26 protein-coding genes are annotated in these 12,819 nt (G+C 38.6%); all 26 read right to left on the bottom strand.

Translation table 11 applies throughout. The annotated features are described in order from the left end of the window. Nucleotides 1-88: 88 nt before the first annotated feature. Entirely contained in the window at nt 89-223 is a 135-nt protein-coding gene (locus tag CYP26_RS10560; RefSeq protein WP_258031473.1) for a hypothetical protein, read from the bottom strand. 434 nt (nt 224-657) lie between these two features. After that, nucleotides 658-1,014 carry a 50S ribosomal protein L17 gene (gene rplQ, locus CYP26_RS09220; RefSeq protein ID WP_002941584.1) on the bottom strand — a complete coding sequence of 119 codons (357 nt, stop codon included), beginning with the start codon at nt 1,012-1,014 and terminating at the stop codon, nt 658-660. An 11-nt stretch (nt 1,015-1,025) separates the two neighbouring features. Beyond that, nucleotides 1,026-2,042: a DNA-directed RNA polymerase subunit alpha gene (locus CYP26_RS09215; RefSeq protein ID WP_103631170.1), complete on the bottom strand. Its 1,017-nt coding sequence runs from the start codon at nt 2,040-2,042 to the stop codon at nt 1,026-1,028. Nucleotides 2,043-2,056: 14 nt separating this feature from the next. After that, complete coding sequence (rpsD, locus tag CYP26_RS09210) at nt 2,057-2,683, bottom strand: 30S ribosomal protein S4 (RefSeq protein ID WP_002941501.1); 627 nt, start codon at nt 2,681-2,683, stop codon at nt 2,057-2,059. 25 nt (nt 2,684-2,708) lie between these two features. After that, nucleotides 2,709-3,101: a 30S ribosomal protein S11 gene (gene rpsK, locus CYP26_RS09205; RefSeq protein ID WP_021092633.1), complete on the bottom strand. Its 393-nt coding sequence runs from the start codon at nt 3,099-3,101 to the stop codon at nt 2,709-2,711. Between the two features lie 22 nt (nt 3,102-3,123). Beyond that, a complete protein-coding gene (gene rpsM / locus CYP26_RS09200; protein ID WP_002941610.1) occupies nt 3,124-3,492 on the bottom strand; it encodes a 30S ribosomal protein S13 in 369 nt (122 codons plus the stop codon). A 3-nt stretch (nt 3,493-3,495) separates the two neighbouring features. Continuing rightward, nucleotides 3,496-3,609 carry a 50S ribosomal protein L36 gene (gene rpmJ / locus CYP26_RS09195; protein ID WP_002941545.1) on the bottom strand — a complete coding sequence of 38 codons (114 nt, stop codon included), beginning with the start codon at nt 3,607-3,609 and terminating at the stop codon, nt 3,496-3,498. A 189-nt stretch (nt 3,610-3,798) separates the two neighbouring features. Then, nucleotides 3,799-4,017, bottom strand: coding sequence for a translation initiation factor IF-1 (infA, locus tag CYP26_RS09190; RefSeq protein WP_002848031.1), 219 nt, complete (start codon nt 4,015-4,017; stop codon nt 3,799-3,801). Between the two features lie 32 nt (nt 4,018-4,049). Then, nucleotides 4,050-4,808, bottom strand: a complete 759-nt coding sequence (gene map / locus CYP26_RS09185) for a type I methionyl aminopeptidase (RefSeq protein ID WP_103631169.1) — start codon at nt 4,806-4,808, stop codon at nt 4,050-4,052. 1 nt (nt 4,809) lies between these two features. Then, nucleotides 4,810-6,072 (bottom strand): preprotein translocase subunit SecY, encoded by a 1,263-nt coding sequence (secY, locus tag CYP26_RS09180; RefSeq protein WP_009295263.1) that lies wholly within the window; start codon nt 6,070-6,072, stop codon nt 4,810-4,812. Beyond that, nucleotides 6,072-6,473: a 50S ribosomal protein L15 gene (rplO, locus tag CYP26_RS09175; RefSeq protein ID WP_002941506.1), complete on the bottom strand. Its 402-nt coding sequence runs from the start codon at nt 6,471-6,473 to the stop codon at nt 6,072-6,074. The genes secY and rplO overlap by 1 nt, the downstream gene beginning before the upstream one ends. Nucleotides 6,474-6,488: 15 nt before the next feature. Continuing rightward, nucleotides 6,489-6,932 carry a 30S ribosomal protein S5 gene (gene rpsE / locus CYP26_RS09170; protein WP_002941646.1) on the bottom strand — a complete coding sequence of 148 codons (444 nt, stop codon included), beginning with the start codon at nt 6,930-6,932 and terminating at the stop codon, nt 6,489-6,491. Nucleotides 6,933-6,947: 15 nt separating this feature from the next. Further along, nucleotides 6,948-7,304, bottom strand: a complete 357-nt coding sequence (gene rplR, locus CYP26_RS09165) for a 50S ribosomal protein L18 (protein ID WP_087583626.1) — start codon at nt 7,302-7,304, stop codon at nt 6,948-6,950. Nucleotides 7,305-7,314: 10 nt separating this feature from the next. Continuing rightward, on the bottom strand, nt 7,315-7,851 hold the full coding sequence (gene rplF / locus CYP26_RS09160; protein WP_002941606.1) for a 50S ribosomal protein L6: 537 nt from the start codon (nt 7,849-7,851) through the stop codon (nt 7,315-7,317). A gap of 197 nt (nt 7,852-8,048) precedes the next feature. Then, nucleotides 8,049-8,444, bottom strand: coding sequence for a 30S ribosomal protein S8 (gene rpsH, locus CYP26_RS09155; protein ID WP_009295261.1), 396 nt, complete (start codon nt 8,442-8,444; stop codon nt 8,049-8,051). A 9-nt stretch (nt 8,445-8,453) separates the two neighbouring features. Beyond that, the gene (locus tag CYP26_RS09150) at nt 8,454-8,639 is read right to left on the bottom strand and encodes a type Z 30S ribosomal protein S14 (RefSeq protein ID WP_002941532.1); all 186 of its coding nucleotides are present in this window, start codon (nt 8,637-8,639) and stop codon (nt 8,454-8,456) included. 1 nt (nt 8,640) lies between these two features. Next, complete coding sequence (gene rplE, locus CYP26_RS09145) at nt 8,641-9,186, bottom strand: 50S ribosomal protein L5 (protein ID WP_002941643.1); 546 nt, start codon at nt 9,184-9,186, stop codon at nt 8,641-8,643. A 5-nt stretch (nt 9,187-9,191) separates the two neighbouring features. Continuing rightward, on the bottom strand, nt 9,192-9,428 hold the full coding sequence (rplX, locus tag CYP26_RS09140; protein ID WP_009295260.1) for a 50S ribosomal protein L24: 237 nt from the start codon (nt 9,426-9,428) through the stop codon (nt 9,192-9,194). Continuing rightward, a complete protein-coding gene (gene rplN / locus CYP26_RS09135) occupies nt 9,428-9,796 on the bottom strand; it encodes a 50S ribosomal protein L14 (protein WP_002941516.1) in 369 nt (122 codons plus the stop codon). Before rplN ends, rplX begins: the two co-directional genes overlap by 1 nt. Continuing rightward, nucleotides 9,796-10,047: a 30S ribosomal protein S17 gene (gene rpsQ / locus CYP26_RS09130; protein ID WP_002941511.1), complete on the bottom strand. Its 252-nt coding sequence runs from the start codon at nt 10,045-10,047 to the stop codon at nt 9,796-9,798. The genes rplN and rpsQ overlap by 1 nt, the downstream gene beginning before the upstream one ends. Before the next feature lies 1 nt (nt 10,048). Beyond that, nucleotides 10,049-10,243 (bottom strand): 50S ribosomal protein L29, encoded by a 195-nt coding sequence (gene rpmC / locus CYP26_RS09125; RefSeq protein WP_002941625.1) that lies wholly within the window; start codon nt 10,241-10,243, stop codon nt 10,049-10,051. Then, the gene (gene rplP / locus CYP26_RS09120; RefSeq protein ID WP_002941572.1) at nt 10,230-10,655 is read right to left on the bottom strand and encodes a 50S ribosomal protein L16; all 426 of its coding nucleotides are present in this window, start codon (nt 10,653-10,655) and stop codon (nt 10,230-10,232) included. Before rplP ends, rpmC begins: the two co-directional genes overlap by 14 nt. 2 nt (nt 10,656-10,657) lie before the next feature. Further along, on the bottom strand, nt 10,658-11,356 hold the full coding sequence (gene rpsC, locus CYP26_RS09115; protein ID WP_002941650.1) for a 30S ribosomal protein S3: 699 nt from the start codon (nt 11,354-11,356) through the stop codon (nt 10,658-10,660). 1 nt (nt 11,357) lies between these two features. Further along, on the bottom strand, nt 11,358-11,690 hold the full coding sequence (gene rplV / locus CYP26_RS09110; protein ID WP_002941544.1) for a 50S ribosomal protein L22: 333 nt from the start codon (nt 11,688-11,690) through the stop codon (nt 11,358-11,360). Nucleotides 11,691-11,701: 11 nt separating this feature from the next. Further along, nucleotides 11,702-11,983 (bottom strand): 30S ribosomal protein S19, encoded by a 282-nt coding sequence (gene rpsS, locus CYP26_RS09105; protein WP_002941639.1) that lies wholly within the window; start codon nt 11,981-11,983, stop codon nt 11,702-11,704. Nucleotides 11,984-11,985: 2 nt separating this feature from the next. Continuing rightward, on the bottom strand, nt 11,986-12,819 hold the full coding sequence (rplB, locus tag CYP26_RS09100; RefSeq protein ID WP_103567076.1) for a 50S ribosomal protein L2: 834 nt from the start codon (nt 12,817-12,819) through the stop codon (nt 11,986-11,988).

The raw sequence follows: 12,819 nt of genomic DNA, 5'->3' as shown, positions 1-12,819 counted from the left end.
AACGTTTTCTAGGCTTTTGCTGGGGGCGTTTTGGCTTTAAAATTTGGTGGTTTTTTGTGAGAAAAAAGGGCAAATTTGCCCTTTAAGTTTAGTTTAGTAGAAGTGATTTTATATCTATTTTTTGCTCGATCATCTTGCTTTCAAGCATAAATTCTTGCGTAGCTTCAAGCGCTTTTATATCTTCAGCCGTGATCTTTGAGCTAAAGTCGTACTGAGGATACATGCTCTTTACAGCCTCTATGCTAAGCCCAGTCTCTTCAGCCGTAAATTTAAGCGCCTCGTCCTCGTTTGCTTTGATGTAGGCTAAAATTTCATCCTGAGCCTTTTTGAATTTCTCAACTACATCTTTATGCTTTTTATAAAACTCCCCCGAAAGAGTTAAAAATTTATAGGTATATTATAGGGATTTTTGAGTGTATTAAATTTTACGTCATGATCATCTAGTTATTTTTTGGTTTAACGCCATTATATAAATTTGCATTAGCTACGTGTCATCACCTCAAACACTCCAAAAGCCAAAACTTTATAGTATTCTAACTTGTAAATTTACTTGAAAACAGGATGGATAATTTTAAAAAGCTTTTAAAAATGAAAATTTATAAAAAGCAAAAAAGGCAAATTTAGAAAGAAAAGAGAGCCAGATAGGCTCTCTGGGGATTATTCAGCTACTAGCTCTATATAAGCCATCTCAGCTGCGTCGCCTCTGCGAACGCGAGTTTTAATGATCCTTGTATAGCCACCGTTGCGCTCTTTAAACTTTGGAGCTACTTCAGTAACTAGCTTATTTGTAGTCTCTTTGTCTTGCAAAGAAGCAAATACTGCTCTGTGAGCGTTAGAATCGCCCTTTCTAGCTCTTGTGATAAGCTTTTCAACATAGCTTCTAAGCTCTTTTGCTTTTGGTAAAGTTGTCTCTATCTTTTCGCTTTTGATGATAGCTATCGCTAAATTCTTAAGCAATGCAGATCTATGAGATGACGTTCTACCAAGTTTGCGATATCCGTGTTTATGTCTCATCTATTGTCCTTTTATTCTTTTGCACTCATTTGTGATTTTAGCTCGGTTATTTTCTTTCTGAGTTGCTCTTTGCTATCTTTTAACACATCGACACCAACTGGATAGCCTATCTCTTCCATAACCGCTTTTATCTCTTCAAGAGATTTTTTACCTAAATTTTTAAGCTCTTTAAGCTCGTTTTCGTCCATCAACGCAAGCTCACCGATAAACCTTATATCGGCTTTGTCAAGGCAGTTAAAACTTCTAGCGCTTAAATTTAGATCTTCTACACTAGAAAGTAGCTTTGAGAACTCGCCACTTACGCTTGAGCTAGCAACTGGGGCACTAACATCAATATCCAAAATTCCTTTAAATACTGACATTTGCTGATACATAGCTTCTAAACAATTTTTAAAAGCTTCTACTGGACCAACTTGACCATCTGTTGTAATCGTAAATACGATTTTCTCGTAGTCTGGGTCATCTTCAACCAAGACGTTTTGTATATCGTAAACTGCTTTTTTAACTGGTGTAAAGAAAGCGTCAAGTGCGATAAAGTCGTCTTCGATCTCTTCTCTGATCTCTTCACTAGGAACATATCCGATACCTTTTTGGATGATAACTGAGAAATTTAACTCAGCATCTTCGTTGATAGTCGCAAGATATGCATCTGGATTAACGATCTCAACTAGGTCGTTATTTAGGTCAGCGCCAGTTATCTCTTTTGGTCCTTTAAAGCTATACTCTATAACTTCACGCTCACTGCCGCTTTTTAACTTAAATCTGATCTTTTTCAAATTTATAATAAAAAACGCTACGTCTTCAAGCATGCCGCGCATACTATCAAATTCGTGGCTAACGCCTTTTATCTTTACACCAATAGGGGCAAAGCCTACTGTACTTGTGTAAAGAAGACGGCGTAGTGGGTGAGCCAAAGTAACAGCATAACCTGCTTCAAAAGGATATGCTGTAATGTTAGCAACATTTTCGCTAACACTTTTAACTTCTATTTCAGTTGGCATATAAGCTGATGTAGTAATCTTTCTCATCTTTATACCCTCTATTATTTCGAATAAAGCTCTACTATAAATCTTTCCTCAACAGGAATGATAACCTCTTCTCTTTCTGGATTTCTAGTGAAAATTCCAAATTTTTTCTCTTTTTCCACATCTACCCATGCAACGATGCCAGTTTGAGCTGTAAGATCGATCGCACGAACGATTTGTGGATTGTTTTTAGATTTCTCAGCAACTTCTACTTTAGAGCCTGGCTCTACTCTGTAAGATGGGATATCCACTCTCTTGCCATTTACTAAAATATGTCCGTGAGTTACAAGCTGGCGAGCAAAACGACGAGTCGTTGCAAAGCCCATTCTGTAAACAACATTGTCTAATCTCTGCTCTAGTAGTTGAACCAAAAGAGCACCAGTGTTGCCCTCGCGGCGTGCTGCTTCTTGGAACAATCTTCTAAATTGTTTCTCTGAAACGCCATACATAAATTTAGCTTTTTGCTTCTCGCGAAGTTGTAAGCCATATTCGCTTATTTTTGCTCTTCTTTGTCCGTGTTGTCCTGGTGCATAAGGTCTTTTTTCTAAAGCACTTTTACCAGCAAGTCTTCTTTCGCCTTTTAACGCAAGAGACACACCAAGACGTCTTTCTAATTTTTCAACAGGTCCTGTATATCTAGCCATAATAATTTCTCCTAATTTTCTCTAATTATACGCGGCGGCGTTTTGGCGGTCTGCAACCATTGTGTGGTAAAGGTGTGATGTCTTTGAAGAAAGTTACTTTTATACCTTCTACACCACCTACACTCTTAACAGCCGTTTCACGTCCGCTACCTGGACCTTGAACCTTGATGCCAACTTCTTTTATGCCGTGCTCTTTTGCTTTTGTTAAAGCGTCTTCAACTGCTTGTTGAGCTGCGTAAGGAGTTGATTTTTTACTACCTTTAAAGCCTAAGCCACCTGCACTACTCCATGCAATGGCATTTCCCATTTCATCAGTTACAGTTACCATAGTATTGTTAAATGTTGCACTGATATAAACGATACCTTTGGCTATACTTTTTCTAACTACTTTTTTCTTAACAATTTTTCTTTTCGCCATTTATTATCCTTTAACCCTTGCCTTACTTAGTAGCCGCACCGACAGTTTTACGTCTGCCTTTTCTGGTTCTAGCATTAGTTTTAGTCTTTTGACCACGAACAGGAAGACCCTTTCTGTGGCGAAGACCTCTATAACTTCCAAGATCCATAAGAGCTTTGATATCCATAGCAACTTGTTTTCTCAAATCACCCTCAACGATATGGTGCTCTTGAATTTCTTTACGGATAGCTGCTGCTTCGTCTTCGCTAAGCTCATAAACTCTCTTATCATAAGAAATTCCAGCTGCGTCAAGGATTTGACGAGATTTGTAAAGACCTATACCATAGATATAAGTCAAACCATACTCTATTCTCTTTTTGTTTGGTAAATCTACACCTGCAATACGTGCCATGCCTTATCCTTGTCTTTGTTTATGTTTTGGATTTTCGCAGATAACACGAATTATGCCACTACGTTTGACAATTTTACATTTGTCACACATCTTCTTTACAGAAGGACGAACTTTCATTTTAGTCTCCTAAAAATTTATTCCACTTTTTTAGGGGCTGCATCAGGTCTAAAGAAATAATTTAAACCAACTATTTTCAAAATAAGTGGGGAACTTTGAAAATAATTCTTCATACAGCTTTTCGCAAAGCTTGGATTTTACCCAAAACCAGCTTTAAATTTACTTAGTATATTTGCCACAAAATCAAATTTACTTATATCTATAAGTGATCCTGCCCTTGTCTAGGCTATATGGCGTAAGTTCTACTTTTACGCGGTCGCCAGGCATTATCTTTATATAATGCATTCTCATCTTTCCGGCGATATGACATAAAATTATATGTTTGTTGTCAAGCTCAACTTTAAAAGTTGCATTTGGCAGTGCTTCAACAACATTTCCATCAATCTCAATGACATCGTCTTTTGCCACAAACTCTCCTTTCTTTAAATTTGCTATAAATTTTATGCTTGGCTTAAAATTTCGGCTTTACCATTAACTATCGCCATACAATGCTCATAATGGCTAGTTCTCAAACCATCTTTTGAGGTTACTTTCCAGTTATCGCTTCCTAAAACTGGCGTGCCATCTTTTTGGCAAATCATCGGCTCTATACAAAAAACCATTCCCTCTTTTATCTTTGGTCCAGCTTTTGGGTTGTTTCCTTCAAGATAGTTTGGAATTTCTGGCTCTTCGTGTGGCCTTTTGCCTATGCCGTGACCGCAATATCCGCGCAAAGGTATATAGCCTCTACCAAGAATAAATTTCTCAAGCTCATAGCTAACCTCTTTAAAGTGCATACCAGCTCTTATGAAATCAATTGCAAAATATAGCGCGTCTTTTGAGCAAGCGATCAAAGCCTCGTCTTCTTTTGAAATTTTACCAACTCCAAATGTCCTAGCCGAATCACCAAAATAACCATCTAAATTTGAGCCAATATCTACACTAACGATATCGCCCTCTTTTAGTTTGTATTCGTTTGGAATTCCGTGGATCACCACTTCATTGACGCTTATGCAAGCTGCATTTGGAAAGCCATAAAGCCCTTTAAAGGCGGGTTTTGCTCCAGCAGCTCTTATCATATCTTCACAAATTTTATCTATCTCAATAAGGGAAATTCCAGATTTTATGATCGTAGAAACGTGATCAAGTGTTCGAGCGACGATCTTGTTCGCCGCTCTCATTTTCTCTATCTCAGCTGGTCTTTTTAGCGTGATAGCCATTTTATAGACCTACTGCACTTAGAGTTTGATATTTATTTGTATAAGACTGAGCTTCTATACGTCTCATCGTATCAAGTGCTACTGAAACCACGATAAGAACTGATGTACCGCCAAAATAAAATGGTACGCCCATAGTCTTTACAAGTACCCAAGGTAATGTTGAAATGATGCCCAAGTATAAAGCACCGCCTAAAGTTAGCCTGCCAGCTACTTCATTTAGATAGCTAGCTGTACTCTCGCCTGGTCTAACACCTGGGATAAATCCGCCTTGTTTTTTCAAATTTTCACTTATATCTTTTGTGTTAAACACGATTGATGCATAGAAAAACGCAAAGAAGATGATAAATAAAAATGTCAAAACGTTAAACATATAGCCATTTGGACTTAAAAAGTCGTTGATAGCTTGGATTACTGGATTTGTGCTAGCCTGCAAAATAGTGCTTGGAAACATCAAAATCGCACTAGCAAATATCGGTGGGATAACGCCACTTAAATTTACTTTTATCGGTATATAGTTCATTATACGTTTGTTTTGATTTTCCATTATCACTTTTCTTGAGTAAGAAATAGGGATACGTCTTTCGCCCATCTCGACAAAGATAATAGCACCAATGGTCGCTAAAATAATTACCAAAATAGCGATGACTGTTAGGAAATTCATCTCAGAAGTATTTACCAAATTTACAGTTCCACCGATCGCACTAGGTATGCCAGAGACGATGCCCGCAAAGATGATAAGACTTATACCATTGCCTATACCACGCTGCGTGATCTGCTCACCTATCCACATAAGTAGCATGGTGCCAGTTAGCATAGATACAGCAGAGATCGCGATAAATAAATTCATATCTATCATGATAGCTTGCTCGCCACCACGACCGCTTAAGCTTTGAAGTCCGATAGAGACGCCGATTGATTGCACAAGAGTGATAACGATAGTCGCATAACGTATGATTTGCATATATTTTTGCATACCGTCGCGCTCTTTTTTCATCTGACCTAACTTTGGAAATGTCGCTGCTAGAAGCTCCATGATGATCGAAGCTGTGATGTAAGGCATGATGCCTAGAGATATGATACTTAAACGCTCAGCAGCCTTACCACTAAACATATTAAATAGACCCAAGGCGTTGCTATTGTTTGAATTGAAAAATTCTTTAATTACGTCGACATTAACACCAGGAACTGGCACATAAGCCAGTATCCTGTATGCGAACAAAAATGCCAACGTGATTAAAATCTTGTTGGTCAGTGTTTTATCCATTATTTTGTTCCGCTAACGCTAACGTTCTCGTCTTTGATCTTTGAAGCAAGAGCTTTTGCGCTTGCACCGATTAGTTTTATCTTAGTAACGCTCTTTGAAATTTTATGAACGCTAGCTATTGTTGCGATTGAAATTTCCGCAAGCTCTTTTATAGCTGCGATCTTTTCAACATTGATAACATAAGGTTTTTCAAATTTAGAAGCAAAGCCTACCTTTGGAAGACGTCTTTGAAGTGGTTGTTGTCCGCCCTCAAAACCTCTTTTTTCATTGTAGCCTTTTCTTGCTCTTTGACCTTTATTACCTTTGCCAGCAGTTTTGCCATTGCCACTGCCTTGACCACGACCTATTCTTTTAGTTGCATGAGTTGAACCTGCAGCAGGTGTTAATTTTTCTAATGCCATCTTAACTCCTTTCTCTTAGCTTTTTAGCAAACTAAGTGCTTTTATAGTAGCACGAACGACGTTTGCTGAGTTGTTTGAGCCAAGTGATTTAGTAAGGATATCCTTAATACCTGCAAGCTCGATAATAGGACGCGCACTACCACCAGCAATAACACCAGTACCTTCGCTAGCTGGGCGAAGTAGCATTCTACTTGCGTTGTATTTTACCTCTACATCGTGAGGGATAGTTGTGCCCTTGATCTTAACGTGGATAATATTTTTAAATGCGTCATCAATCGCTTTTCTCATCGCATCTGGTACCTCTTTAGCTTTGCCATATCCAAAGCCAACTAGGCCATTTCTATTACCAACAACAACTAAAGCTGTAAATCTAAATCTACGACCACCTTTAACAACCTTTGTAACCCGACCGATATCGACGATTACTTCTTCAAATTCTTCTCTATTATATTTTTCCATCGATTTTCCTTTGGGTTATAGCTTGATGCCATTTTCTCTTAAAGCTTCAGCAAATGCTGCGATAACGCCATGATACAAATAACCATTTCTATCAAAAATTGCAACATCTATCTTCTTAGCTTTTAAAGCCTTAGCAAATTCTTTAGCTAAAGTGACCGCACCTTCTTTATTTGCTTTTATGCCTATTTTTCTACCATCAACTGCAGCTAGTGTAGTAGCTGTAACATCGTCAATCGCTTGAACATAAAGGGTTCTGTTTGATTTGAAAATAGAAACTCTTGGGCAAGTTGCAACACCAGAAATTTTACCTCTGATTCTTCTTTTTCTCTTAATTCTAAGAGCGATTTTTCTTTTTAGTACTTTTGTTGTCATTTACCGCTCCTTACTTCTTAGATGTCTTGCCCGCTTTGCGGATGATACGTTCTTCTAGATATTTAACGCCTTTGCCTTTATATGGCTCAGGTGGTCTAAATCCTCTAACTTGAGCAGCCACTTGACCTACTACTTGTTTGTCGTCACCTTTGATAGTAATAACGTTTTTATCAACGCTAGCTTCAACGCCTGCTGGTAGCTCATAGTTGATAAGGTGTGAAAAACCAAGAGAAAGCTCTAAAATTTTACCTTTTGCAGCTGCTTTGTAACCAACACCGTTGATCTCAAGCTGGCGAGTAAAGCCATGAGTGATACCAGTTACGATGTTGTTAGCAAGTGCTCTATATGTTCCCCAGTAAGCTCTGCTTTGGCGATCTTCGCCCTTTGGAGCAAAAACTATATGACCATTTTCTATCTTGACATCAACGTGACCTTTTGTGTCAAGCTCTTTTAAGTGATTGCCCTTTTTAAATTTTAGGACATTATTTTCAACGCTAACGTCTACACCACTTGGGATAGCGATAGGCTGTTTTCCAATACGTGACATTTTTTTCCTTTACTTGTCTAGGGTGTTCCTACATTTACGAATAAACACCACAATGCCGTAAATTTGATCGTCAAATTTGACGAAACCTTCATTTGAATTTCTAGATTTAGCTTTGGCGAAATATAAAATTTCACCTAGCTAAAAAGAAATTTTAACCTTAAGCTATAAGGTCAAAATAGCGCTTTTAACGCAGTTTATTACCAAACGGTGCAAAGAACCTCGCCGCCAACGCCAGCTTTACTTGCCTCAATACCGCTCATAACGCCTTTGCTTGTGCTAACGATAACTGTTCCGTAACCATTTTTAAAACGCTTAATGTCGTCTTTGCCTTGATAAACACGGCGACCAGGTTTTGAAACCCTTTTAAGCTCGTTTATAACGCTTCTGCCGTATTCGTCATACTTTAAAACTACGTTTATAAATTTCTTGTTACCTTCTTCGATAACGTTGTAGCTCTCTACATAGCCTTTTGCTGCAAGGATAGAAAGAGTAGCCTCAACAACCTTAGAATGAAGCAATTTCGCAGTCTCAAGTCTTCTCATACTTGCATTTCTAATGCGTGTTAATCCATCTGATATTAAATCGTTCAACATTTCTCTTCCTTACCAACTTGCTTTTTTAAGACCAGGTATTAGGCCTTCGTTAGCCATTTTTCTTAGGCAAACACGGCAAATTCCAAAATCTTTATAAACAGAGTGCGGACGACCGCAAATTTGGCATCTAGTATAGCCGCGAACTGCAAATTTTGGCTTGCGTGCAGCTTTTGCTATCATTGATTTCTTTGCCATTTTACTTTCCTTTTGCAAACGGCACACCAAATAGCTCTAGCAATTTGAATGCCTCTTTATCATTTTTAGCCGTAGTAGCAATCGTAATATTCATACCATGAGTTCGTAAAATTTTATCATACTCAACCTCTGGAAACATTAGCTGCTCGCTAAGACCGAAGTTATAGTTTCCACGTCCATCAAAGCCATTTTTTGGAAGACCACGGAAGTCTTTAACTCTTGGAAGAGCAACGCTTATTAGCTTATCTAAGAAAGCATACATTTGCTCTTTTCTTAAAGTTACTTTGATACCAACAGGGAAACCTTCGCGAACTTTAAAGCCAGCAACTGATTTTTTAGCATCAGTGATAACTGCTTTTTGTCCAGCGATAAGTGAAATGGTATCAGCCATATTTTGAAGCACTTTCTGATCTTTCGCAGAGTCTCCAGCACCTACACTGATCACGATCTTCTCGAGCGCAGGGATAAGCATTGGATTTTTGATGTCAAATTCTTTTACGAGAGCTGGCTTGATAGTTTCGTTAAATTTATCTTTTAATCTACTCATATCTCTTATCCTTCAACTTTCGCGACGTTTGATATGTCAATTGGCATCTCTTTATTTACGTGACCACCATTTGGAGTTTTTTCGCTTGGTTTGATAGCTTTTTTAGCTACTTTGCATCCCTCAACTATAACCTGACCTTTTTTTGCAAGAACTGCTAAAATTTTACCAGTTTTGCCTTTATCGTCACCAGCGATGATCTTTACAGTATCGCCTTTTTTGACTTTAAATTTTACATTAGCCATTATAAAACCTCCGGAGCTAGCGAAACAATCTTCATAAAGTTAGCATATCTAACTTCACGTCCAACTGGTCCAAAAATACGAGTGCCGACTGGCTCTTTTTTGCTATCAAGTATAACAGCTGCGTTCTCGTCAAAGCGGATTAGCGAACCATTATCTCTTTGAACCTCTCTTTTAGTTCTTACAACAACAGCTTTTACAACCTGTCCTTTTTTGATCTTACCATTTGGAAGAGCTTTTTTAACAGAGCAAACTATGATATCGCCAAGTGTAGCGTATCTTCTTTTGCTGCCGCCAAGAACTTTTATACACATTAACTCTTTTGCACCGCTGTTATCAGCAACTGCAAGTCTTGTAAAACTTTGAATCATTACTCAACTCCCTTTGCCAATACAGCTTTTAAGCGAAAATTCTTGCGAGCTGAAAGTGGTCTGCACTCAACTGCAACAACTGTATCGCCTGCTCTTGTCTCATTTTTCTCATCATGAACTAAATACTTTTTAAAGCGTTTTACAAATTTATGGTATCTTGGGTGCATAACGCGTCTTTCTACCAAAATAGTAGCTGTCTTATCTCCAGCTTTTTGTAAAACAACACCTTGAATTTCTCTTTTTAATGCCATTTTACGCCCCTTGTCTTGTTGCACTAATTGCAGTGTTGATCTGAGCTATCTCTTTGCGAACAGCACTAATCTCATTAGGGTTGCTTAACTGCATAGTTTTTAGCTTTTGTCTCAATGTAAATAAAAGCACCTTTTTCTCTTTTAGCAACGCGTTTAATTCTGCAACGCTCTTATCTTTTAACTCAGTATATTTCATTTTCACTCTCTCGCGTTACAAATTTTGATTTGAATGGAAGTTTGTGTAGAGCCAAAGTTAAAGCTTCACGAGCCAACTCTTCGTCAACACCAGCCATTTCAAATATTATACGACCAGGTTTGATGTTCATAACCCACTCTTCAACTCCAGCCTTACCTTTACCCATACGAGTTTGTAGAGGTTTTTTAGTAAGTGGCTTGTCAGGGAAAACCCTAATCCAAATTTTAGCCTGTCTCTTTACGTGACGAGTTAGAGCTTGACGAGCAGCTTCTATTTGGCGTGAATTTACTCTACCAGCCTCAACAGCTTTAAGTGCAAATTCGCCAGTTGCTAAAGATGCTCCGCGAGTCGCATAACCACGGTTGCGACCTTTCATTTGCTTACGAAATTTCGTTCTTTTAGGCATCAACATAATTATTTACCTCTTCTTGCTCTACGTGTTTTCTTAGGTGCCTCTTCTTCAGTTTTCTCAGGTTGAACACCTTTTTGAAGAACCTCACCTTTAAAAATCCATACTTTAATACCTATGTTTCCATAAGTCGTATGAGCCTCAGCTACACCGTAATCTATCTTTGCTCTAAGAGTATGAAGCGGAACGCGACCTTCTAGATACCACTCGGTTCTTGCCATCTCAGCGCCACCTAAACGACCAGCAACTGAAATTTTGATACCTTTAGCGCCTGATTTTTGAGCACCTTGGATAACTTTTTTCATAGCACGTCTAAATGCGACACGCTTTTCAAGTTGCATAGCTACGTTTTCAGCAGCAAGTTGAGCTGAAGCTTGAGCTTTTCTTTCTTCTTTGATATTTACATTTACTTCTTTACCGATAAGTTTGCTAACTTCGTTCTTTAGGTTTTCAACATCTTGACCTTTTTTGCCGATGATGATACCAGGACGAGCTGCAACTACGGTTACACGAAGTTTTTTAGCCGTTCTTTCGATTAGAATTTGGCTAATTCCTGCATAGTAAAGTTTTTTCTTTAAAAATGCACGAATTTTGTAATCTTCACCGATATTTTCAGGAAGACTTTGTTTGGTTGGAAACCATCTAGATTCCCAGTTGCGATTAATTCCTAGTCTAAGACCTATTGGATTTACTTTTTGTCCCATATTATGCTTCCTTCTTTTCAGGTTTAGATACTTCTACCATTACATGAGAAGTAGGTTTGCGAATTTTGCTCGCTGTTCCTCTTGCTCTTGGTCTAAATCTCTTTAATACAGGACCAGCATCAACGCGGCAACTAGTTACTACAACCTCTTCTGGTTCAAATCCGCCATTTGCTACTGCTGAACTAATAGCGTTTGCTATAAATTTAGCACCACGATTTGGCATAAATTGCAAGCTTGCAAGTGCTAGCTCGGCATTCATGCCTTGAACTTCTCTTGCTATAAGTCTTGCTTTTGTAGGAGAAAGTCTTACGAATTTTATAATTGCTCTACTCATATCATCTCCCCTTACTTGCCGATTTTCTTTTGCACTGAGCCTTTGTGACCCTTAAATGTGCGTGTTGGAGCAAATTCGCCAAGTTTATAGCCTATATGATTTTCTGTAACATATACAGGAATAAAGCTCTTGCCATTATGAACGTTAAATGTTAGTCCAATCATTTCAGGTACAATCGTGCTACGTCTTGACCAAGTCTTGATTGGTTTGTTATCGTTTGCATTTTTTGCGGCAATAACTTTTTTCATTACATGATCATCTACGAAAGGACCTTTTTTGAGTGATCTTGCCATCTCTATTTTCCTTTCCTTCTTGAAATTATAAGCTTATCGCTAGCTTTTTTACGGCGAGTCTTAGCACCTTTAGTTGGTTTACCCCATGGAGTAACTGGGTGACGGCCTGAATTTTTCTTACCTTCACCACCACCGTGTGGGTGATCAACTGGGTTCATAGCAGAACCACGTGTTTGTGGGCGGATACCGCGGTAGCGATTACGTCCAGCTTTACCGATAGTGATGTTGGCCCAGTCTTCGTTGCCTACTACACCGATACTTGCCATACACTCAGCTAGTACTTGTCTCATCTCGCCACTTGGCATTCTTAAGATAACGTACTTCTCTTCTTTGCCCATTAGCTGAGCATAACCACCAGCTGAACGAGCTATCTGAGCGCCTTTACCAGGTTTTAGCTCAACGTTATGAACGATAGTACCAACTGGGATAAATCTTAATTTCATAGCGTTGCCTGGTTTAATGTCTAGTGAGCCCTCATCAATAGATGCGATAACGTCGCCAACATTTAGGCCGTTTGGTCTAATGATGTAGCGCTTTTCGCCATCTTTGTAAGCTATAAGGGCGATACGGCAGTTTCTGTTTGGATCGTACTCGATCGCTTCAACTTTACCTTCTATACCAAATTTGCGACGTTTGAAGTCTATGATACGATAAAGTTTTTTTGCACCTGCTTCTTTGTGTCTTGAAGTTATACGACCATTGTTATTTCTACCGCCAGATGCAGGTAGTTTAACAAGCAAGCTTCTAACGCTTGGTTTAGCTGTTATATCTTCAGAGCTTAGTCCAGTCATATATCTACGACTAGGTGTATATGGTTTATATGATTTTATAGCCAT

The sequence above is a fragment of the Campylobacter concisus genome (assembly GCF_002913225.1).
Lineage (GTDB): Bacteria > Campylobacterota > Campylobacteria > Campylobacterales > Campylobacteraceae > Campylobacter_A > Campylobacter_A concisus_J.
Note: the sequence above shows the minus strand (reverse complement) of the source record. Positions and strands in the feature narration are given on the sequence as shown.